General features: G+C 34.6%; 20 protein-coding genes and 1 pseudogene. 18 read left to right on the top strand and 3 right to left on the bottom strand.

Annotated elements, in window-relative coordinates:
* Positions 1 to 48 precede the first annotated feature (48 nt).
* From NRE15_RS06025 to NRE15_RS05985, 9 genes are all read left to right on the top strand, one after another.
* Positions 49 to 1,461, top strand: coding sequence for a 6-phospho-beta-glucosidase (locus NRE15_RS06025; RefSeq protein ID WP_313794695.1), 1,413 nt, complete (start codon positions 49 to 51; stop codon positions 1,459 to 1,461).
* A 4-nt stretch (positions 1,462 to 1,465) separates the two neighbouring features.
* The gene (locus NRE15_RS06020; protein WP_313794694.1) at positions 1,466 to 1,780 is read left to right on the top strand and encodes a PTS sugar transporter subunit IIB; all 315 of its coding nucleotides are present in this window, start codon (positions 1,466 to 1,468) and stop codon (positions 1,778 to 1,780) included.
* Between the two features lie 9 nt (positions 1,781 to 1,789).
* The gene (locus NRE15_RS06015) at positions 1,790 to 2,116 is read left to right on the top strand and encodes a PTS lactose/cellobiose transporter subunit IIA (protein WP_313794693.1); all 327 of its coding nucleotides are present in this window, start codon (positions 1,790 to 1,792) and stop codon (positions 2,114 to 2,116) included.
* On the top strand, positions 2,109 to 3,398 hold the full coding sequence (gene celB / locus NRE15_RS06010) for a PTS cellobiose transporter subunit IIC (protein ID WP_313794692.1): 1,290 nt from the start codon (positions 2,109 to 2,111) through the stop codon (positions 3,396 to 3,398). The genes NRE15_RS06015 and celB overlap by 8 nt, the downstream gene beginning before the upstream one ends.
* Positions 3,399 to 3,647: 249 nt before the next feature.
* Positions 3,648 to 4,889 (top strand): AAA family ATPase, encoded by a 1,242-nt coding sequence (locus NRE15_RS06005; protein WP_313794691.1) that lies wholly within the window; start codon positions 3,648 to 3,650, stop codon positions 4,887 to 4,889.
* The gene (locus NRE15_RS06000; protein WP_313794690.1) at positions 4,882 to 5,469 is read left to right on the top strand and encodes an RloB family protein; all 588 of its coding nucleotides are present in this window, start codon (positions 4,882 to 4,884) and stop codon (positions 5,467 to 5,469) included. The genes NRE15_RS06005 and NRE15_RS06000 overlap by 8 nt, the downstream gene beginning before the upstream one ends.
* Before the next feature lie 248 nt (positions 5,470 to 5,717).
* Complete coding sequence (locus NRE15_RS05995) at positions 5,718 to 6,218, top strand: hypothetical protein (protein ID WP_313794689.1); 501 nt, start codon at positions 5,718 to 5,720, stop codon at positions 6,216 to 6,218.
* A gap of 22 nt (positions 6,219 to 6,240) precedes the next feature.
* Positions 6,241 to 6,612 (top strand): hypothetical protein, encoded by a 372-nt coding sequence (locus NRE15_RS05990; RefSeq protein ID WP_313794688.1) that lies wholly within the window; start codon positions 6,241 to 6,243, stop codon positions 6,610 to 6,612.
* Complete coding sequence (locus NRE15_RS05985; protein WP_313794687.1) at positions 6,612 to 7,034, top strand: hypothetical protein; 423 nt, start codon at positions 6,612 to 6,614, stop codon at positions 7,032 to 7,034. The genes NRE15_RS05990 and NRE15_RS05985 overlap by 1 nt, the downstream gene beginning before the upstream one ends.
* A 633-nt stretch (positions 7,035 to 7,667) precedes the next feature.
* On the opposite strand, the gene NRE15_RS05980 is transcribed toward NRE15_RS05985, so the two are convergent.
* Positions 7,668 to 8,765: an acyl-CoA thioester hydrolase/BAAT C-terminal domain-containing protein gene (locus tag NRE15_RS05980; protein ID WP_313794686.1), complete on the bottom strand. Its 1,098-nt coding sequence runs from the start codon at positions 8,763 to 8,765 to the stop codon at positions 7,668 to 7,670.
* Between the two features lie 393 nt (positions 8,766 to 9,158).
* On the opposite strand from NRE15_RS05980, the gene NRE15_RS05975 reads away from it, so the two are divergent.
* The 7 genes from NRE15_RS05975 to NRE15_RS05950 all read left to right on the top strand — a co-directional run bounded on the left by NRE15_RS05975 (position 9,159) and on the right by NRE15_RS05950 (position 15,581).
* Entirely contained in the window at positions 9,159 to 10,934 is a 1,776-nt protein-coding gene (locus NRE15_RS05975) for a hypothetical protein (protein ID WP_313794685.1), read from the top strand.
* Positions 10,935 to 10,963: 29 nt separating this feature from the next.
* A complete protein-coding gene (locus NRE15_RS05970; protein WP_313794684.1) occupies positions 10,964 to 11,614 on the top strand; it encodes a hypothetical protein in 651 nt (216 codons plus the stop codon).
* 247 nt (positions 11,615 to 11,861) lie between these two features.
* A complete protein-coding gene (locus NRE15_RS05965; protein WP_313794683.1) occupies positions 11,862 to 12,032 on the top strand; it encodes a hypothetical protein in 171 nt (56 codons plus the stop codon).
* Between the two features lie 117 nt (positions 12,033 to 12,149).
* Positions 12,150 to 12,335: a hypothetical protein gene (locus NRE15_RS14620; RefSeq protein WP_390887184.1), complete on the top strand. Its 186-nt coding sequence runs from the start codon at positions 12,150 to 12,152 to the stop codon at positions 12,333 to 12,335.
* 389 nt (positions 12,336 to 12,724) lie between these two features.
* Complete coding sequence (locus tag NRE15_RS05960) at positions 12,725 to 13,582, top strand: sce7726 family protein (RefSeq protein WP_313794682.1); 858 nt, start codon at positions 12,725 to 12,727, stop codon at positions 13,580 to 13,582.
* Positions 13,582 to 14,517: a sce7725 family protein gene (locus NRE15_RS05955; RefSeq protein WP_313794681.1), complete on the top strand. Its 936-nt coding sequence runs from the start codon at positions 13,582 to 13,584 to the stop codon at positions 14,515 to 14,517. The genes NRE15_RS05960 and NRE15_RS05955 overlap by 1 nt, the downstream gene beginning before the upstream one ends.
* A complete protein-coding gene (locus NRE15_RS05950; protein ID WP_313794680.1) occupies positions 14,514 to 15,581 on the top strand; it encodes an RES family NAD+ phosphorylase in 1,068 nt (355 codons plus the stop codon). The genes NRE15_RS05955 and NRE15_RS05950 overlap by 4 nt, the downstream gene beginning before the upstream one ends.
* A gap of 540 nt (positions 15,582 to 16,121) precedes the next feature.
* Here NRE15_RS05950 and NRE15_RS05945 read toward each other — a convergent pair.
* Positions 16,122 to 16,874, bottom strand: a pseudogene (locus NRE15_RS05945) (hypothetical protein); the annotation flags it as partial.
* A gap of 351 nt (positions 16,875 to 17,225) precedes the next feature.
* Between NRE15_RS05945 and NRE15_RS05940 the strand changes: the two are divergent.
* A complete protein-coding gene (locus tag NRE15_RS05940; protein WP_313794678.1) occupies positions 17,226 to 18,005 on the top strand; it encodes a hypothetical protein in 780 nt (259 codons plus the stop codon).
* A gap of 75 nt (positions 18,006 to 18,080) precedes the next feature.
* Positions 18,081 to 18,674 carry a transposase gene (locus NRE15_RS05935; protein ID WP_313794677.1) on the top strand — a complete coding sequence of 198 codons (594 nt, stop codon included), beginning with the start codon at positions 18,081 to 18,083 and terminating at the stop codon, positions 18,672 to 18,674.
* 583 nt (positions 18,675 to 19,257) lie between these two features.
* Here NRE15_RS05935 and NRE15_RS05930 read toward each other — a convergent pair.
* Positions 19,258 to 20,601, bottom strand: coding sequence for an ISL3 family transposase (locus NRE15_RS05930; protein ID WP_313794676.1), 1,344 nt, complete (start codon positions 20,599 to 20,601; stop codon positions 19,258 to 19,260).
* Positions 20,602 to 20,781: the final 180 nt, after the last annotated feature.

Below are 20,781 nucleotides of genomic sequence, written 5' to 3'. Positions count from 1 at the left end.
ATTAATTAGATCATTATTTTTGTTATATTCTTCTCAAGGAGGGAAGATATGAACATTAATAATGATTTTTTTTGGGGTGGAGCGACAGCTGCCCATCAATATGAAGGAGCATATCTAGAAGATGGAAAAGGATTAAATATTGCTGATGTTGAGAGGGGCTCAAGACATGGAGTAGAAAGAAAGATTGACAATCAGATAATTGAAAATGTGTACTATCCGAGTCACGAGGCAGTTGATTTCTATCATCGTTATAAAGAAGATATTGCTTTGTTTGCTGAAATGGGATTTAAAGCTTTTCGAATGTCAATTTCATGGGCTAGGATTTTTCCAAATGGAGATGAAAAAATACCAAATGAATCTGGTTTGGAATTTTACGACAAAGTCTTTGATGAATTGGCTAAATATAATATAGAACCAATTGTTACTCTTTCTCACTACGAAACACCCATGCATCTAGTACAGCAGTATGGATCTTGGAGAAATAGGAAACTTATTGATTTTTTCACCTATTATTGTGAAACTGTCTTTCGTAGATATAAGGATAAAGTTCGTTATTGGATTACTTTTAATGAGATAAATGAAACCATGAATAAGGCTAAACCTTATCATCAAGCTGGGATTATTTTTAAAGATAATGAAAATAAAGCGGATGTAGTCTTAAAAGCAAGTCATAATATGTTGGTTGCTAATGCTACAGTCGTCAAATTAGGCCATAGAATTAATCCTGATTTTAAAATTGGCTGTATGATTCAATATCCTATGACGTACCCTGCGTCTTCTAAACCACAAGATAATTTGGCTAAGAAATTATTTATGATGCCTGATTACTATTATGCTGATGTGATGTGCAAAGGATATTATACAAATACATGCACAGCACAATGGGAGCGAATGGGAGGTACATTTGAGCAAGAAGATGAGGATACACTGATTCTTAAAGAAGGAACAGTTGATTTTATCTCATTCAGTTATTATTTTACAACAACCGTTAAACTAAACGAAGAGCAAGAACCTGTTGTAGTCAAAAAAAATCCTTATTTAGAGTTAACCGATTGGGGTTGGAGTGTTGACCCAATAGGATTAAGATTGTCTCTAAATGAGCTTTATGATCGATATCAATTACCATTATTTATCGTTGAAAATGGACTTGGTGCGATAGATGAAATTGACGAAAACGGAGAAATCCAAGATGATTATCGGATAAATTTTTTATCTTCCCACATTAAAGAAATGATTAAAGCTATTAAGGAAGATCATGTGGAAGTACTTGGATATTTATCTTGGGGATGTATCGATATTGTGTCTGTTGGTACTGGGGAAATGCGTAAGCGATATGGGTTTATATATGTGGACAAGGATGATGAAGGCAATGGTAATCTAAGTCGTAAACCTAAAAAATCATTCTATTGGTATAAAAAAGTTATAGAATCAAATGGGAGATATTTATTAGAAGGAGAATAATATTATGAAACAAATTTTACTATTATGTGCTGCAGGAATGAGCACGAGTTTACTTGTTACTAAAATGCGTCAAGTTGCGAGTGATAAAAATTTACAAGTTGAAATCGAGGCTGATTCAGTTTCAAATTTAGATAAAAAATTAAAAGAAAAAGAAATTGATGTTATTTTATTAGGACCGCAAGTTGGCTTTATGAAGAAGGATGTCGAAAATAAAGTGAAACAGTATGATATACCGGTGGCCTTAATCAATATGCAGGACTATGGAATGATGAATGGTGAAAAAGTATTACTCGATGGAATCAAAAATATAAAGGAGTAGCGTGACTAAATGGAAGAATATATTCAGATTGCATTTCAAATAATTGGAACAGTTGGACAAGCAAAGAGTCTAGTCATGGAAGGTATCCACGCTGCGCGAGAAGGTAATTACATTTTAGCAGAAGAAAAAATTAGTGAATCTAATTCATTTTACTCAGAAGCACATCACTTTCATCAAGATTTAGTAACTAGAGAAGCGAATGGCGAAGAGTTAAAGTATTCAATTATATTTATGCATGCAGAAGATCAACTTATGAGTGTTGAAACTATTACTCTGTTAGCAAAAGAAATAATTAATTTATATAAGTTAAGCAAGGGGAGTGAAATATTTGGATAGATTAACCACATTTTTACAAGAGAAAGTAATGCCGACAGCCAATAAAATTGCTAATCAAAGACACCTTGCTGCCTTACGTGATGCCATGGTATTAACTATACCTTTTATTATTATTGGTTCATTATTTCTTATTTTAGCAAGTTTTCCAATTCCAGCTTATACTGAATTTTTGGCAAATCATGGCTGGTTAAGGGAAGCTTTCATGTTTGCATTTAATGCTACTTTTAATATTGTTGCTTTAATAGCAACCATTGGATTGGGCTATCGCTTAGGTGAAAGTTATTCAGTTGATCCAATAAGTACAGCAACTATTTCACTTGCATCATTTTTTGTTGTGACTCCGAACTTTACTGCAACTGTTGCAGATGCTACGTTAACTGGAATCTCTACCAGTTACTTTAGTAGTCAAGGTATGTTTGTCGGTTTAGTATGTGCGATCATTTCGACTGAAATCTATCGTTTTATCATTCAAAAAGATCTTACTATTAAAATGCCTGATGGCGTTCCACCTACCGTTTCAAAATCATTCACATCAATTGTACCTGGATTTTTTGTTATTGTAGTAATGGTTATAACGCGGATGGTAATTGAGAATTTTACCGGGTTTGACAGTGTCTACCATTTAATCCAAGTTATTTTAGAATTACCATTGCGAAATTTAGGTACAAGTTTAATAGGTACAATTTTTGTCTTTTTAATAATTAACTTATTATGGTGTATTGGTTTGCATGGTTCTGTCATTGCTAATTCTGTTATGTTACCGGTCTGGTTACAGTTGACTAGTGAAAATGCGGCAGCTCATGCAGCAGGGGAAGCTATTCCTAATATTGTCTCCGCAGAGTTTAGATATTTAATTTTTGTTGGAGGATCTGGTGCAACACTGGGATTAGTAATAGCGATGTTATTTTTTGCAAAAAGTGACCAATTAAAACAATTAGGTAAACTAGGTATCTTACCAGGAATCTTTGGAATTAATGAACCAGTGTTATTTGGATTTCCTATCGTTTTTAATCCAATTATGTGGATTCCATTTTTAATCATGCCAGTTGTTACTGTTCTACTAACGTACTTATCGATGCAATTTGGATTAGTTCATATGCCTATTGGAGTCCTTCCCCCAGGTACAACTCCTCCATTAATTGGAGGATACTTGATGACAGGAAGTCTTAGTGGTTCTGTTTTGCAGTTAGTAATTCTTATTGTTTCATTCTTAGTATATTTTCCTTTCTTTAAAATGGTGGATCGTCAAAAATATAATGAGGAACAAGGTGTTAAAGTTTAAGTTAATTAATAATCAATTGGATTTTTAAAATGCTAAGTATTATTTGGTTTTACCTTTTAGGTCGTTGCTATTTTTAGTAGCGACTTTTTTATAGCGTAAGTATAGTAGGAGTTAAAATTAATGATTAGAAGTTTTTTACATTCGATAGAATTATTAGTTTCTATTAAAACTTATTTAAAAACGTTTTTCCGTGTTTAAATCATATTTATTATGTTATAATATGAAATAAATACTAAAGAAGGTGAAAAAATGCTTGTTGAATTCAATGTTAAGAATTTTTTATCTTTTAGAGATCAAGTAACTTTTTCAATGGAAACTGGGGAGAGACTTAGAAAATACAAGGATACTAATACACGTACGGTTGCTGGAAGGGATTTGCTAAAGAATGCAGTTATATTTGGTCCAAATGGATCTGGAAAATCGAATTTACTAAATGCCATTGATATGATGCGGAGAATTATACTTTTCCCAACAACGGACATTACACAAACTTTATTTTATCAACCGTTTGCTTTAGATGACTACTCAAAGAATGAATCTACTTTATTTGAGATGAAATTTATTGTTGAAGACAAATTAATTAGTTATCAATTTGAGTATACTTTAGAAGAAATTGTTTCTGAGAAATTGTCTAAAATTAATAAGAATGGCTCTGAGAAACTTTATTTTTCTCGTACGGACAATGAAGTAAGCGCTTCTAATAAAATGAAAACAATTTTCAAAAAAACTCGAAAAAATAAATTATTACTATTTGATGGACAAGATAATAACGATGAATTATGTATAAAGGTATATGAATGGTTCGCTAATAATTTAGTGTTCTTTAAGAGCATGAGAAATGAAAGATTCCATGTTTTAAAAAATGAAAAGATTAAAGAGACATTTCTTAAATTTATGAAATTAGCTGATTTTAATATAGTAGATATTGAAGTAGTCGAATCAGCGCAAACATACTCAGAAGATTTAATGAAGGCTCTATCACTTATAAGCGAAGAACCTACAAAAAAAACTGAAATTTATACGCTGTATAAAAAATATGATGTTAATGGAAAAGTTGTTGGCTTTGATAGAATCGCCTATTCCATGGAATCAAATGGAACTAAAAAAATGATGGCATTGGCTTTAGTAATGATCTTAAATCATAATAAAAATATCACTTTGTTAGTTGATGAATTTGATGATTCATTTCATTTGTCTTTATCGAAAGCAATTTTACAACTGATTAACTCTATTCAAAATAGTAATCAGTTTATTTTTACTTCACATAATACTAACTTATTAGATTGTAATTTAAGAGTCGATCAGATTTATCTTGCTGAAAAGAGTTTTGATGGGAAAAGCGATATTTATTCGTTATTTGATTTTAGTGGACTTGGATCTTCAAGAGTAGATATTACATTTGCTAAACGGTATTTAGAAGGTCAATTTGGGGCTATGCCGGATATAGATTTTGATAGTATGTTTGATTTATTAGGTGAAATTGATGGGTAGAAAATCGAAAGGCAGAAAATTAAAAAAGAATATCAGAATCTATTGTGAAGGTAAAACGGAAAAATTATATTTTGATATGTTGAGTAGAAAATACAATACTTCTGTAAGTATCAAAACGTTTCATGTTGCTAAGTCAGGGCATAAATTAATTGAACATGCAATTCGAGATTGTGCACTTTTTGATAAATCAAGCATAGAGAAAAAAGCAATTATTTTCGACAAAGACGAATTAGATAATGAAGTCATAGATAGTGTCGTAAGAATGGCTATAAATAATGATTTTTTAGTTGGTTTTTCAAATATTAATTTTGAAGTTTGGTTATTAATGCACTTTCAAGATGTGCAACATGGTTATGAAAAAAGTGTCTTGAACCAAAAACTAGAACAGTATACAGGGGTTCAGAACTATCATGCAACTAAAGGAAGTTTAGAAGTTGTTAATCAATTTGAGGATTATGTCAACGATGCTATGCTTAGAGGCTTGCGATCGGGATCCCTAGAAAGAAATAATTACACTCAGAATCCATATACGAATCTCACAGGGATCATAGAAACTATATATCATCAAAGGATTTATTAGGTAAGTTTGCTCTGTCTTTAAACAATTTAACAGCCGTAAAATTTCAATAAATATAGGCTCTAAAATTTTTGTGTTTTACAGGGATATGAAAGTTTATGCAACACTAGTGGAATGCGCTATATTATTCTTAACATATTTGATATACTATTTGTAGTATAGTAACGACATTGGAAATCGATATCTTTAGACGAATGTTGGTTACAGATGTTATACTATTAAAAGGATTTGATTAAAAGCGAGGGAATTTTTTGAATTTGGTTAATGATTTCAAACATCTTAATAACACTATTTCGGAAGAATTGATTCCTCATTTGTATGTAAACAGTTATCCGAAGAATAAAGATTTTCAACGAATGCTTTTACAAATAATTACTACTTTAAGTGTACTCTATGTAAATAAAGATATTTTATATAAAGAAAATGATCCAATTCCAATTAAATCAATTGAAGTACCAATTAAAGATAATGTTTCTGGATTATATAAAAGTTATGAGATAATCAAACGATTTGTTAGTCAAGAAAATATTTATGAAGGTAGAGATAAATTAGGTAGTACAGTTCATCCTAGGTGGATTTTTTTCCCGCTAGATGATGAAGAGACCAGTATTATTTTCACTTTTTTCTTTGAAAAAGAATTACAAAAGTTAAAAACAGACAACACTCAGGTGTTTATTGTAGAATCGCAAAAAGTTCATGACCATTTAGTCGATAAGATGATCTCAAAAAGTATATTAACAGATGGTTTATAGCTGAATTTTAGGAGGATTTGTCATGAAAAAAGTTAAATTTGATCTAGTGGGGAATTTTCCTGAGTTTGAAGAATTACTGACTAGTAAACAATATGAGTTAGCCCAAGAATTGATTCGAAAGAGAATAAAATTAGGATTATCTTTTGAAGAAATTTCAAATCTTGTAGGTTATAGTCCGCAAGAATACATTGACTTTGAATACGCAGATAAAAATATTGAAATAAGTAAGTTTGAAGAAGTCATATATAAATTAAATAAATACGAAGAACATAATTTTTCAGTTGGATTTGAAAAAAATACAGACTATATTACGTTGAATGAAAAAAAGTATTCTTATAAGCCAAAAGAGATGTCTAAAAAATTTAAAATAAATGAAATGGATTTGGTGGCTTAATGGCAGTAATAACTTTTGAAAATTATGAAGTTTTAGAAATGCAATATTCAGAAAATACACATTATAATGAAGAAATAAACAATGGTAATGTGAGTCTTGAGAACAAATTCCAATTTGAATTTTCTCTTAATGATGAAGAGAATAAGGCGCTGGTTACTATTATCGCTTCAATTGGAGATGTGACTTCTGAAACTCAACCTTTTTATGTAGCTGTTACTTTGCAAGGAAAATTTTCATATGATGTTGAGGAAGATACGAATGGTGAAGGATTTATTGCTTATCTAAAAAGCAATGCGGTAGCCATTATGTTCCCGTATCTCAGACAGATTATTTCAACTTTAACGAGTATGGCAAACAATTATCCTGCATATATTATGCCTACTATCAATATCGCAAAATTTTTAGAAACAGAAAATCACTAGTGTTACATAAATTTTATCAAAAGAATACAATGATTGTTTTGTTGTTGAACGAACTAAGGTTCTGACTTCAATTAAAAAATTCTTCATGACTTTCCCAATTTCAAAAGTTAAAACACCTCCGAAATGCTATAACAATAGCTTTCGCAAGGTGTTTTTATCTTTTAATTGTGTCCAATTACATTATTGAATACCGCCACCGATTTTTACCAACCTATTTCAATAACAAAAAAGCAGATTTATCCATCAAACATCTGCCGAAGCGTTGGATTAATCTGCTTTATATTTACGTATAATAATTCATCAAAAAAGACAAAGAAATCCGACCATTATTATTTAAAGATGAAATAAGTAATAAAAAAAGAATTGCTTAAAAAAATTGTGACTTAAAAAAACGGACAAGCGTGACTACGTCACGCTGGCCTACACTTACCAACACTAAAAAATCAAGAACCAACTTATTCCAACTATCGATTGAGTTTAAACAGGTGAAGTTTTAGATATATTCTTTTAAAAAAGAATAAAGCTCCTAAACACTGATCTGTTAGCGTTGACAAACTTTATTGTCTTATTAAAGTGTAAAAGTCAGGAAAAAGAGTCTGGTCATAAAAACTAGACTCTTTCGAAACCTTTAATTTATTCATTTGTCGCACTATGCCAACCATTAACCACTTCGATTAAAGTTGCAAAATATGCTTGAGAGGCTTCTAAATTAGCTTCTTCAGTCCCACCTACTAACATAGTCCCAAATTCTGGTAACTCCATCTCACCATTTCCGAAGAATACATGTCCTGCACCTTGATAGATATTCACGTTAGCTTCGTTTGTAGCATGTTCTGCAATGACTTCAGCCATTAACGCTGATGGCCACAACTGATCATCATTACCTGCGAAAATTAATAACTCACCATCAAAATCTTCCACTTTAATTCGCTTTTCTTCCAGTTCATCTTCTTCTGTATTAGTAATGGCACTTTCATAAACATCGACATAAGCAATTGGCTTACCAGATTGCATGGTGTTTAAAAACTCTTGGCGAACTTCTTCCGTCGCATTGGTCACACTTAGGAATGGTAAGGGTTGCCCCTCATAAGTCCATGAACTTAAGTCTTCTTGCGCCATATTCAAGCCAAAGTAATTATAAGCACTAGGAGCCATTAGTACTAAGTTGTCAATCTCTTCATACAATGTTCCTAAGTTTAGCGCTAATTCTGCTCCTTTGGATGCTCCATATACTGTAATTGGCTCATCCAAACTTCCACCATTTTCTTGATAGTAATCTAAGATTTCTTGGAAGAATTCAAGTGGAACTTCTGCTAATTCCGGCTGTTGGTTTTCCATGCCAAAGAAAAACATTGAGAACACTTCATAACCAGCACTCGCAAACCCTACACCCAAATCAAATTGTGGTGTTCCTTCAGACCCTCCAAAAATAATAATTGTCCCTTCATATAATTTTTCATCAGGAATCATGTGGAAGCCATTCATGTAATCACCTTCAATATGTTCAATCGTTCCACCCTCGAATTCGGTCGGATATAAAGAAAGGTCCCGTGGATTTAATACATAGGGGGCTGGCTGATAATCTTGTTCTTCATCAGTTGTTACTTGAGATTCACTTTCTGATTCTACTTCTGAAGCATAGACAGGGGCAACTGACATGAAAGCAATATTAAGTATCAGTAATAAAATAGATATAGCTGCTAGTGACAGAACATTACTACTCTTTTTCATTAGAACATTCCTCTCTTTTAAATGCTTAGTGATTTGTCTGGGACAAGTATACATTGTATCAAAGTTGATTGCAATTATTTGACATTAAATATATTAACTATACAATATAAATTCATTAGTCAGATGGTTTTATTGTTTCGGTCAACTTAGAAATTGATTGGAAGCAGCGACAATCAATGATTCTCTTAATCGGATAATAATTAGGATTTATTGAATATTCTAATGGCTGTAACCAGCCTTTGGTCGGAATAGGTGTCTGCCATTTTTTCTCCATATCCAATTTATACAAACTACCTTGCAGCATTAGCTGAAAAGGGGTGTTTTGTTTTGAGTATAATTATTAAGAATTGTATAATAAAATTAATCAGTTTAGTTATAGAAAGGTTGGTTCATATGAAACATAAATGGGTAAAGATATTGATATTGTTCTTATTGGTTGGTTGGGTCTCTCCAATTGTTTACGGTCAAGAAGCTAATCCAGAAGTAACTACTATACGGTTGAGGATTTATGAACCTGAGGATATTTATGAAGAAGATTATCCCGAAGATGAGATTGTTTTAACGGGCTCTGCCTGGATTAATCGGGCGATTCATGAATTAAGAAGCAATATTGTTGGTATTATTCCGGTTATCCCTTTAGATGAGCCATTAGTGAAAACCGATTTTTATGATGCAAGCCAGTTGGGTGAAGGTATATTTAGGATACAAACAAGGGATGACCATATTTTAACTTTGATAGCCAGTGAAACAGAGGAGAAAATAACATTTCGCATGGAATTAGAACTGATTGATGATTTGGATGATGAGGAAGAGTTTTTTAGTTTGTTGGGGTATTTAGTTCGAACGTTGGATGCTTCGATCGATAGTGAAAAAATTTATGACGCTTATCACAATCATTTTGGGTCTGGTGAAGATTTTATGGTTGACAGTGTGAAGGTTATTCAAGCCGGTGTCAAAGAAAATATTATTGTGGTTGAACGGGATTTAACGACAGAGGTTGAATCAGGTAGGTACCCTAATTATGTAGTATCTGTTCCAGCTGAAGATGAGGCAGATATTCGTTTGAGTGCTGACATTTTTGCGAATCATGCGGAGGAAACTGCTAGGCAAGAAGCAGCGGTATTTACTCAGGCGAATACTTATTTGGTGGATTTACTAGAGGGTAATGCTGTAGAAGATAGATTCAGTATTTCGGGAAAGCGCGAGTTAGAGGAGATTGGGGATATTTATTCGGAGGATTATCCTGTTATTGAACAAGCGATCGTCAATCGGGAGTGGTTGAATCGGATTTTGGTGGAGTTGACGTTGAGTTTTTCCAATGAGTTGAGTCAACCGGGTTTGTATAGTTATGGTGGGGACGCGCATACGACTTACTATTATCCCAATCATCGGATTGAGGTCTATTTGTTTTCGGGTGCGTTTGATGGGCGTCAGCTGGTGGAGGTTCGCAAATCGAAGTATGAGTATGCGGATTGGTTGAGAAAAGCGAAGGCAGACGAGGAAAGTGATTTGTTTTATGAGTTTGCGACGTTAGGTAAAATTTTGGACCCTCAGTTGACGGAGGAAGATTTAAGGGCAGGTTTTGCGCAGTTTGTGGAACATAATGAGGATTTTACGTTGGGGGATTTAACGGTTTATCAAAAGGGATTGCGTGAGGATATTATTTATTTGAGTCGTGATGTGACGGATGAGGTTGATGGGGGTATTTATTTAGATTATTCAGAGGGGTTAGCGGATGCTGCGGAGGAGGCGCTGATTACGGATGAAAGGCGGGAAGTTGGGTCGATTGCGAACGGGCATGCGATTGTGGGGGAAGACTTGCCTGAGGATGCGTCGTTAAATGCGGCCTTGAAGTATTCGAATTATTATTATAATCAGTATAGGGAGAATGTTGAGGTTTATACGCCTTTGTTGGATGCGGGGGTTATTGAAGGGGACATATTAGCGGTGGAAGAGGATGAAGGGTCTTGGTATTTGATGGTGGACTCGAACTACCAGAAGACGGTTTTGATGGAGTTGCCTAAGGCGTTGGCTGGGGAAGCGGTTGAGGTTGGGCAGTTTATCCGTGCGCGGGTTCGCAATGTGGGCTTGCGGTTTGATGTGTTTGATCAATTGATGGAGCATTACTATGTTGAAGGTGTAGAGTTGCTTGAGATTACTGGGAACTAAAGGGGGACTTAGGGTGAAGAAATTTAGTTTTGTTTTTTTTGCTGGGGATTGTTTTAGTGATGGTGGGGGCGTGGGTTTTTGCTTATTGGCCGGTGGTTGAGATTAATGATCGGTATGAGCCTTTGAATGCGTTTGTGGTGGAGGAGAGTCGGGCGTATCAGGCGGTTGTGGAAAGTGATGTGGGGAGTGTGCCGGAACATGTGCGGTTGCGTGCGGTGACGCCGACGGTGCAGGGATATGTGGTTAATCGTGTGGTGACGAATGAGCAGTTAAATAATGTGAGTGGGCGGATTAATTTTTTGACGGGTGAGTTTTCGAATGATTATATGAGTGTTGCGTTTAAGGTTGAGGATGGGCAGGCGGTGCCTGTAGATTCTGGGGATGGTGAGTTGGCTGGTTTTATCGATTTTGTGTATGCGAGTGGGAAGGAGGGGCAGGAGCAAATTAGGGCGTTTAATCGCATGTTGCTACCTATGTTTCTTTTCGTGTTGGTTTTAGTGGGGATTGGTTTGTTGGTGGTTCGGTTTGGTGAGGGGCTCGCTAGGTTGTCGGTGCGGTTGATGATTAAGGATGCGGAACCGAGTGGGTTTATGGTGTTTATGACGCGGTTTGGTGGCGTGGTGTTAGTTGGTGTGGGGGTTATGGTGTTGATGCGAGTTGTGGGGGTGATGGTGGGGTAGGATTGAGATGGGTGTGGAGGAGTGGTGATTGGGGGCGTGGGAATTTTTTGATTTGGCGGACTTGGATTTGTGATGAGAGCCGGCAAGTTTGATTGTCGGACTTCCCGAGGAAACGACGACCGGCAAGTTGGGGGGATAAGGTGTATATGTCAAAATGCCGGACGTCGATTGTTGATGAAGGCCGGCAAGTTCGTTTGGCGGACTTGCCGAGGAAAAGACGACCGGCAAGTTGGGGGATAAGGCGTATATGGTAATATGCCGGACGTCGATTGTTGATGAAGGCCGGCAAGTTCGTTTGGCGGACTTCCCGAGGAAAAGACGACCGACAAACTGGGGTAATAAGGCGTATATGGTAATATGCCGGACGTCGATTGTTGAGGGGGTGTTAGAATTGTTTGCTGGGATTGGTGGTGTATAAAGCAGGGGTATTTATTGGGTTAAGGAGGGGTTTCGGTTAAATGCAATACCTACTGTTAGTTCAGAATGCCTTGCGGGATATTAACAAGTAGGCGGTGGGGCGTATCCAACTGATCAGTTGCCGACTAATTTAGTTAAAGTAACACATAGGGACTATTCTGCCAGTGAACTTGAAGCGAAGCTTCGATTAAGCGATAGTCATATTATTAGTCGTGTTAGTCATGATAGCATGCAGTTGGATGTTAGAACGCTGAGTCAAAGTGATGTGGATAAGATTGTTAAGGAGATTGAGGGGCTTGCATAGGGTGGAGTGTGGATTGTGGATGAACTCATTATTAGGTAGAGCCGACGTGAAAATTGTGGATTCTTTCGTTTGGATGGTTTTGCTGTTGGATAGTAACTAGGGAAATGCTTGTTGATTAATTTTATAATGGACAGGTGGTTTTTTATTAGGGGATGTGAATGTATTTAGAGGGTTGGAAATGTTTTTCCAAGAAAAATTTAGGAAATAGCAAATTTTTGATTGAATTACATGTAAAGTATGTCATAATAGATATGCATGGAATGAATGCGGTTACATTGATTGATTGATAAGTATTATTATTTTTTAAAATTATAAAAAGCTACAAAGTAAAGCACTAATTTCAAAATTATGTTATGCTATTTATTCATTTAAGAAAGGAAGGTGTATTAATGAATAGCAATAATTATAATTTAAACAAGTTATTTACTAAACAAACATTAAATGATTTGGTTAATCATTCATCAAATGATTTTTTTAAAGCTATAATACATCAATACCTTGATGACTACGATAATTTTAGCTATAAAGAAATTTTTTCGAATATTTATAAATATATGTCTAAGCATTATAGAAATGAGTATTTTTATCAAAACACCTTATTAAATAAATTATTATTAGGCAGACATAATATCAATACAACTACTGCATTGACACAATTGCCGATTGAAAAATCTAAAGCAGATTTTATTTTAATCAATGGTAAGGCGGTTGTCTATGAGATTAAGACAGAACTAGATAATTTCGATAGACTTTATTCACAAATTAATGATTATTATAAAGCTTTTGATTATGTCTGTGTAGTAACATCTGAAGACAATTTTGATAAAGTATCCAATTTACTTGTTGATTCAACTGTTGGAATATGTATTTTATCAAATAAAAATACGCTGCAATTTAAAAAAGAGCCAGAACAGTTTAGAGATTTCATTAACCATCGATCATTATATAAAATTTTAAGAAAAAAAGAGATTGAAAATATTATTTTAAAATATAATGCTTCATTACCGTCGACGAAACCTGTTTTCTATTATGAAGAATGTTTTAATGTTTTTAAGTCTATTCCAATTGACTTGTTATATAAAGATTTTTTACTTGAGTTAAAAAATAGAAAACAAACTATTTCTAATGAAGCAATTCGTGAAATTCCATACGAATTAAAATCTGTTTATTATTTTTCGAGTCATTCACGAAACGATTCATATAAGTTAAATGATTTTTTAAATTCTAAATACGAGGAGGAGTGTTAATGTATTTTCCGTATATCAGAGGAAGACAATTTGAATTATTAGCTTTAAGGGAATTAGTGGAAAAGGATAGCTTAAGCAGCCAAATCATTCCTATAATAGAACCAGTTAAATTAACTTCGACGCTAATTACAACGATGGAGAGATTTATTGATAATGACAGAAAGCTATGTGTTATAGTTAATCCAACTGTAGGTTCTTTTTTAGATGATATGGAGCCTAATGCAGGTATCAACCAACAAAAATTTATAGATTTGATGTCTAATAATAAAATAATCAAATCGTATATAGTAAATGATGAGGTTCAAGAAAGTATTGATAACTTCCGAGATAGATTCAATATGAATGAATCGTTTATCATTAATACAAATAGAGATAACCTAAGTACATGTATAAAGTTACTTGAGTATTATCAGCCCTCTATGACTTTTATACCTGATGATCGGCAGTTTAAAAGAAAAGTTCGAATTCAAAGAGCATTGATTGCTGATAGGTTCAATAAACGTAGTCGTAATTCAGATTATGCTGACAGACCAGATGAGTTCTTCTCAGACGATCATTTATATTATAAAGATGAAAATTTTATTGGATTTTCTGATTACTCTGTTATAGGAAGTGACTTCTTAGAATCTGGTTTTGCTCCTTATGCTGTAGCAATCCACATTGTATATTTTGATGAAGATTATTCACTAAGAATTCGTCATTTTGTTTCAGACTCTAATGATGACATTCAAAATCCGGCTGGAAAATTCTATGAAGCAGTTACGAAAATTCAAACATGGGTTAATGACAAAAGTATCAATCCAACTGACAGTTTACAAGTATTCCTCAACCATTATGAAAATGGAACATATCCTGGTTTAGGAAGTGTGAAAAAAATCTCGCTGATGCATCATTTAGAATTAATTGGAACCTATTTAGATGAGGTGAGCGAGTGAAATGTTGTGTAAATTGTTTTAAAGATTCTGAAATAATCGGAATTGTAAGCGGAGTCAAAACGGAAGGGGATTGTGATTTTTGTGGAAGTACTAACGTAGCAATCTGTAATTTGGATTATCCAGAACTAAAAAATAATTTTGAAAGATTATTAGATGTTTATGCCCCTGTTTCTGAGTTCAAAGGTGAAATTCCGCGCCATAAAACAGACATGATAAAAAATATTTTAAGTAGAGATTGGAGTATATTTAATCTTGAGCCAGAGAAAATAGATAGATTTCTAATGGAACTACTTCAAGAACAATACCAAGCTAATCCAGAATTATTTGACGGTCCAGTATTACTGAAAGGTACTAATCAAGAGGATTATTTGAAGCAATTTTCTATTTTAGGAGTACATACATGGGAAGATTTTACTACAGAAATTAAAACGAAGAATAGATTTCATACAGAGATTATTAATAAAGATCTACTCAGAAGAATAGTTAATTTTTGTAATGATACCTATCAGGAAGGACAAGTTTTCTATCGGGCAAGAATCATGACAGCTGGAGAGAATTTTACTAAAGAAGAGATGGGGCCTCCCCCACCTGGAAAAGCTAGTGCAGGTAGGGCTAATCCAGAAGGTATTAGTTGTTTATATTTATCTGACTCCAGAGATACTACTCTTCATGAAACGAGATCTGGTATGCATGATGCCGTTACAGTTGGGACATTTATTCTTAGAAATGATATTGAAGTAGTTGATTTAACAGCGATTGATAAAATAAGTCCCTTTCTAATGCAAGATATTGATTTAATTGCTGCTAATATAGATCATCTCCGTAAGATAGGTAATGAAATTTCTAAACCGTTAAGAAGACATGAAAGTACATTGAACTATTTACCAACACAATTCATAAGTGATTACATTAAAAGTATAGGTTTAGCTGGTATAAAATACGAAAGTACCATGCGTAATAATGGGATTAATTTAGCAATTTTTGACGAAAATCTATTCGAATGTACAGAAGTTGAAAATTATAATATCAGTGCTATCTCCTATAGTTTTAAAACTTTTAAATAATAAAAACACCAATCTCATTCAATTTCCATAAAGTAAAAAATTTTTAAAGCTAGTATAATAATACTTTCAACTAGAATAATGATAAACGAGCTTGAAACCATCTCCCTTTAAATCAAAAATCTACTTTTTGAACATCTCATCTCATTATATTTTCAGCCAATTCAAACCTTCAAACTAAATTCATTTCTTTGGAATCCATGCGAAAAGTCTTCATTCTTGAAATGATGACTTTTTTGTTGGGAAAATTAATGTTGTGAGCAGAGCAGTTGAAAATAGACTCATTTATATAGTTAAAAAGGAGTCTATTTTTATTTATTATGCAAAAGCTTATTATTAGTCAATCAAGTTGGTGAATGCGGTCAGAAAATGTTCAATTTTCGGCTTTTTTTATTGGTCAAGATTATGTGAATTTCCATAAAAACGATATTAGTAGGTACCTACTTCATTCTTATCATCTAGGCTATATCGTTTAAGCTGTAATATGGGATTGAAATATTTTTGCGATTTTATCGAGGGACATTGCACAAAATAGATTGCATATCATTGGTTCTGTTTAATATATTTACGAATTGTTCTAGGGGGGATTTGGTGGTTCATCAAGTCATAGAGGTTTTTGGTTTTGAGCATTTTAGGGTGTTGGTGGAAAAGGACTTTTAGTTCATTAACATGGCGGAGAACAGTGGCTGCCTTCGTTTCGGTGGCTTCGCAGTCCTTGCATTGGATATAGGAACGACGTACCTCGGTGTTAAAACTTAAGCAGTGAGGGCAGTAAATGCCTTTTTGTAAGGAATCAAAGTCACTTGGCTGTAGCGATTCGAATTTTTCTGGATTTTCGACATGGTACTTGTTTAATTTGTCAGTAAAGATGGCTAATAAATCTTCTGATAGTGGAGTTACGGGCGCTAGATTTTCAATGAAATGTTTTACACCATTCCGTTGAATGATTTCGATATCGTAGCTTGTATTAATATCAGTAAAACTATGTTCATTAATAAATATCATTAAAGAAGTGACTTTGATATCTGGGTTAATTAGATGTGTGATGTAATCAATTTTGTAAGTGCGGTTATACATGTAATAAAAACTACTATCAAAAAATTCTTTTCCATCTAACTTACTTGTAATACCTTGATCATGCTCGTAGTGACCTGGGTAATTTTTGATAGCGATGACAATCCAATGATCGGCTGAAATTAGAATAAATTCCGCATTCATAGTAGCACCGGCTCTAAACCAATAGTCTTCTACAAGGCACCAGTAGGAGTTGAGGTATTTATTGAAAAAGGATTTGAAGGTCTTTTCGCCTTAAAAACGGCTTTTTAGGTAGTAAAGGCGCTGGAGTTGGGCGGGGGTGATGGCTTGGCGGGTGTTCATAAGATTCAGAGCAGTGAGTTCGTGATTATTTTGCATGGAAATGCCTCCTTTATATATAAATTGAGCTTCCTCAGAAACTCTTTCTGTGTATTCTAAACACATTCGTTGACAACTGAATTTATCACTTCCCTCCAACTTTTTGTATCATGTTGCTACAAAATAGTTGGAGTTTCCCTTCTCTTTTCGAGACAATTTGCTTGACTTTTCAAAAATGACCTTATAATCCGCAAGAACCACCCCAATTTATGGTTCAGAAAGGATTTGTTCATTATGTTAAGTCACTTACAAACACACGCGGAATATGTTCAGCTCTCTCAAGCCGCTTGGAAAGCTATCCCCATAGATTTCCAAAGACCTTATCAGACAACGTTTGACCTATTCCAATACCTCAATTTCGATCCCATCCATTCGCTCATTCAACCCTTGTATGCCACTACTGGTCGACCAGCCCTGTATCAAATCGAATCACTGCGTGCCTTAATTCTATCTGTCTCTTTGAAAATTCCATTCCCACAACTTTCTCAACAACTCAAACTGCATCGACCGTTCTGGACGATTGCCGGCTTTCCAGATGCCTCAAGTGTCCCGAGTCTCGGTTCTTTCTATCATCTAATGCAGCGTTACTGTCCAGTGAAAGAATCAAAGGTCATCGTCTCACCGCCCAAAAAATTAAACGTTAAACTGGGGACAGATAAGAAGCTTCCCTCTCGCAAAAAACAAGCGACTCAACAGGTCATCGACCATCTTAAACGGCATTCAGATAAACCACACTTTGTATCAGGTCCTGAGAAAACCTTACAGCGTCTGTTCGATATCCTCGCTGTTCAACAATCCAAAGCGATTGGTTTACTCGCAAATCAACTCATCGCCTCAGGCGATGGGACGTGTATTCCTTCTCATGCGACACCATACGTTCGTAAGTCGTGTCATTGCTCAAATCCGAACAAAAAATCATGTCCCCATGAAGGTATATTAACCGATCCAAATGCACGATGGGGTTACGATAGTTCAAAAGGCACCTATTTCTATGGTTATACAGGCTACTTTTAAGCCACCTATCAAGCAGACGTCAAGTGTGACTTACCCCTTTATTTCCGTCTAGTTGAAGCGCAACGCCATGATTCTGTGAGTGCCGTCATCGCTTTGCACGAATTCAACTATCTAAGCCCTCACACCTCATTAACCCACTTTCTAGGTGATTCCGCTCATGATAACTATGCTTTTTATCAATGGTTAGATACCAAAGATATTCTGCCAATCATTAAGCTAAACCAAAAGAAGAAAGGGAGACGAGAGCTAGGGAAAGTAGAAATCACCTATGCACCAGATGGAACACCGATTTGTTTAGGTGAACCCATGGTTTACAACGGCTATTCAAACAATCGCTGTCGGCATAAGTGGCGCTGTGCCATCTGTTATTCCAAGAAACGCCGCCTTGAGAACCCTAACCATTACTGTTCAGATTCGCCTTACGGGAGAGTGGTTTATACCAAGTGTCACGATGACCTTCGGTTATACCCCAAGGTCGCCCGTCAAAGTAATTCGTGGACCCGGTTATACTCTCAACGACCAGCGGTTGAACGAATCAATAAAACCTTAATGATTGATGACGCATTGGAAACGACTCGTCTGCGGAGTCAGTCACGCATTTATTGGCATATTTTTGCCAGTTTTGTTCTCATCCATCTCAAAGCACAAGTCGCATTTACAGCTCGCTAAAAGCTTTCATTCACCTAACTATATTCGAAAAAACGAATATATCATAGGTTTATTTGTCATGCACTTCAATCATTTAAGACGGTTTAATTAGGATATAGTAGTGAGGAAAGTGACAAATTCAGTTATCAACGAACAAGTTTAAAAAAATTTAGTCTTAGTTTCTGAGGTTACTCTATAAATACGTAAAAATATAGGGATTTCCACTTTTTAAAATGGTTAAGTTTTTGTTAAGGGGGGTATCATTGAATTTGTGGTTTATCGAATGAGGTGATAAAGCATGGCTGATGTGATAATTGTAAATTAATCTAGAAATTTATAAGTCCATAACTTATCTTTAATGCAATTTCTAAATAAGTGTCATTCAATATTGTTAATAAAGTCTTTGAAAAAAATGATTGACATTTTATTTGTAAGTGATATCATGTATTCAACATAAGAAAAAGTAATAGGATTGTAACTCTTCGGGAGGCTTAATCTAAATAGTGCTGTAAGCATTTATTTGGTTCTTGATTTTTTAGTGTTGGTAAGTTGTAGGCCAGCGTGACGCAGTCACGCCTGGCCGTTTTTTTTAGTCACAATTTTTTTAAGCAATTCTTTTTTTATTACTTATTTCATCTTTAAATAATAATGGCCGGATTTCTTTGTCCTTTTTGATGAGATTTTGTGTGATTAATATACGATATCTTAAGTTTGAAAAATTACGATAGCCATAACCACTTCGTTTAATATTTTTTATCTTATTATTAGTCCCTTCGATAATACCATTAGATAACGTATAATTTAAACTGTTTTTAATTGCTGGTAAATAACGATGTAAGGTTTGAATCGTTGTTCTTACCTTTCGAGGTAATTGATACTTTCGTGTTTCATATAAATCATGTTCAAATGCCGTGTAATTATGTTGTGCAATGTCTGACTTAAGGTCGTTCATTAAATGATAAACTTGTTCAAATCGTTTATCAAGACTGAGTAAATAGTTTACCATGCTTTTTTCAGTGACTAGTCCATCATATAACCGATGGGTTTGGTAGGCGGTGAAATCTAAATCCTCTCGATTCATTAGAATGAGTTTCCATTGTTGTTTAAGCTTCGTATAGTCTCTGGGTCTACTATACCTTAGCTCATTCATCACTCGTACGCGTTCTCTATTTAGTGTTCGATTGAGTAATTGAACCAAATGGAATCGATCGATGATAATCTTCGCTTTCGGAAAAATCTGTTGTAAGAATTGATAATATGGCGCATACATGTCCATTGTGACCGTCTTTACCTTTTGTCGACTTTCGTATGAGAAACGCATAAAGTAATCCCGTAAGGCATTTTGCGTTCGATCCGGTAGAATATCCAATAAAGTATGAGAATGGGTGTCCATTAAGATACAGCTCATGGATTGGGTAACACTATTCACTGATTTGAACTCATCGATTCCTAGGTGCTCTGGTAGATAATGTTTTTGAGCAGCGAGTGAACTCCCAGCTCGTTTCAGTTGAGTAGACACAGTATGTCGTGAGACAAATAGATGTTGGGCTATTAATTTCATAGATTGTACTTGAGTTAATTCCATGGCGATTGTACGCTTAATATCGTTTGAAATAAAGCAACCTTTATCCACCAAGGAAGTTGTTACAGTGGATGTTGTTAAGCAATGTTTACAGCGATAGCGTTGTTTCTTTAGTCTAAGGAGTAACGGTTGGAAATTAATATGAGTTAAGGTAATGGTTGATGTATCAAACCCATATTTAATCATATCATCTGTGGATTGGTTGATAGCACCACAATTTAAACAAGCTTTTAATGGATATGACAATCGACCTTCAATCACTTTACAACAGACATTCCGTTTCATTTCTTGGGTGATTGTATCAGAAAATTCGATTCTTTCGTCTGTAATATTAAGTAAATTTGCGATATAATGAGTGTTAGCCAAGTGAATTCTCCTATCTATGATTTTGAGTAGTGACTTAATTATATAGGAATTCACTGGCTTTTTCATATATTTACATATAAAAAGGTGTCAGTGAGATTTCTCTCACCAACACCAAAAATTCTTGAGCCATTTATTTAGTGTGCCCACCGAAGAGTTTTTTTGCTTATAAGCCGTAAACTG

The organism is Fundicoccus culcitae (genome assembly GCF_024661895.1).
GTDB classification, from domain to species: Bacteria; Bacillota; Bacilli; order Lactobacillales; family Aerococcaceae; genus Fundicoccus_A; species Fundicoccus_A culcitae.
This window is presented reverse-complemented; position numbering and strand designations above follow the sequence as displayed.

Excerpts from the sequence above, each read along its gene's own strand:
- NRE15_RS06025 (WP_313794695.1), top strand. The coding sequence starts at position 49 with ATGAACATTAATAATGATTTTTTTTGGGGTGGAGCGACAGCTGCCCAT.
- NRE15_RS06020 (WP_313794694.1), top strand. The coding sequence starts at position 1,466 with ATGAAACAAATTTTACTATTATGTGCTGCAGGAATGAGCACGAGTTTA.
- NRE15_RS06015 (WP_313794693.1), top strand. The coding sequence starts at position 1,790 with ATGGAAGAATATATTCAGATTGCATTTCAAATAATTGGAACAGTTGGA.
- NRE15_RS06005 (WP_313794691.1), top strand. The coding sequence starts at position 3,648 with ATGCTTGTTGAATTCAATGTTAAGAATTTTTTATCTTTTAGAGATCAA.
- NRE15_RS06000 (WP_313794690.1), top strand. The coding sequence starts at position 4,882 with ATGGGTAGAAAATCGAAAGGCAGAAAATTAAAAAAGAATATCAGAATC.
- NRE15_RS05990 (WP_313794688.1), top strand. The coding sequence starts at position 6,241 with ATGAAAAAAGTTAAATTTGATCTAGTGGGGAATTTTCCTGAGTTTGAA.
- NRE15_RS05985 (WP_313794687.1), top strand. The coding sequence starts at position 6,612 with ATGGCAGTAATAACTTTTGAAAATTATGAAGTTTTAGAAATGCAATAT.
- NRE15_RS05980 (WP_313794686.1), bottom strand. The coding sequence starts at position 8,765 with ATGAAAAAGAGTAGTAATGTTCTGTCACTAGCAGCTATATCTATTTTA.
- NRE15_RS05975 (WP_313794685.1), top strand. The coding sequence starts at position 9,159 with ATGAAACATAAATGGGTAAAGATATTGATATTGTTCTTATTGGTTGGT.
- NRE15_RS05965 (WP_313794683.1), top strand. The coding sequence starts at position 11,862 with ATGGTAATATGCCGGACGTCGATTGTTGATGAAGGCCGGCAAGTTCGT.
- NRE15_RS05960 (WP_313794682.1), top strand. The coding sequence starts at position 12,725 with ATGAATAGCAATAATTATAATTTAAACAAGTTATTTACTAAACAAACA.
- NRE15_RS05955 (WP_313794681.1), top strand. The coding sequence starts at position 13,582 with ATGTATTTTCCGTATATCAGAGGAAGACAATTTGAATTATTAGCTTTA.
- NRE15_RS05940 (WP_313794678.1), top strand. The coding sequence starts at position 17,226 with ATGTTAAGTCACTTACAAACACACGCGGAATATGTTCAGCTCTCTCAA.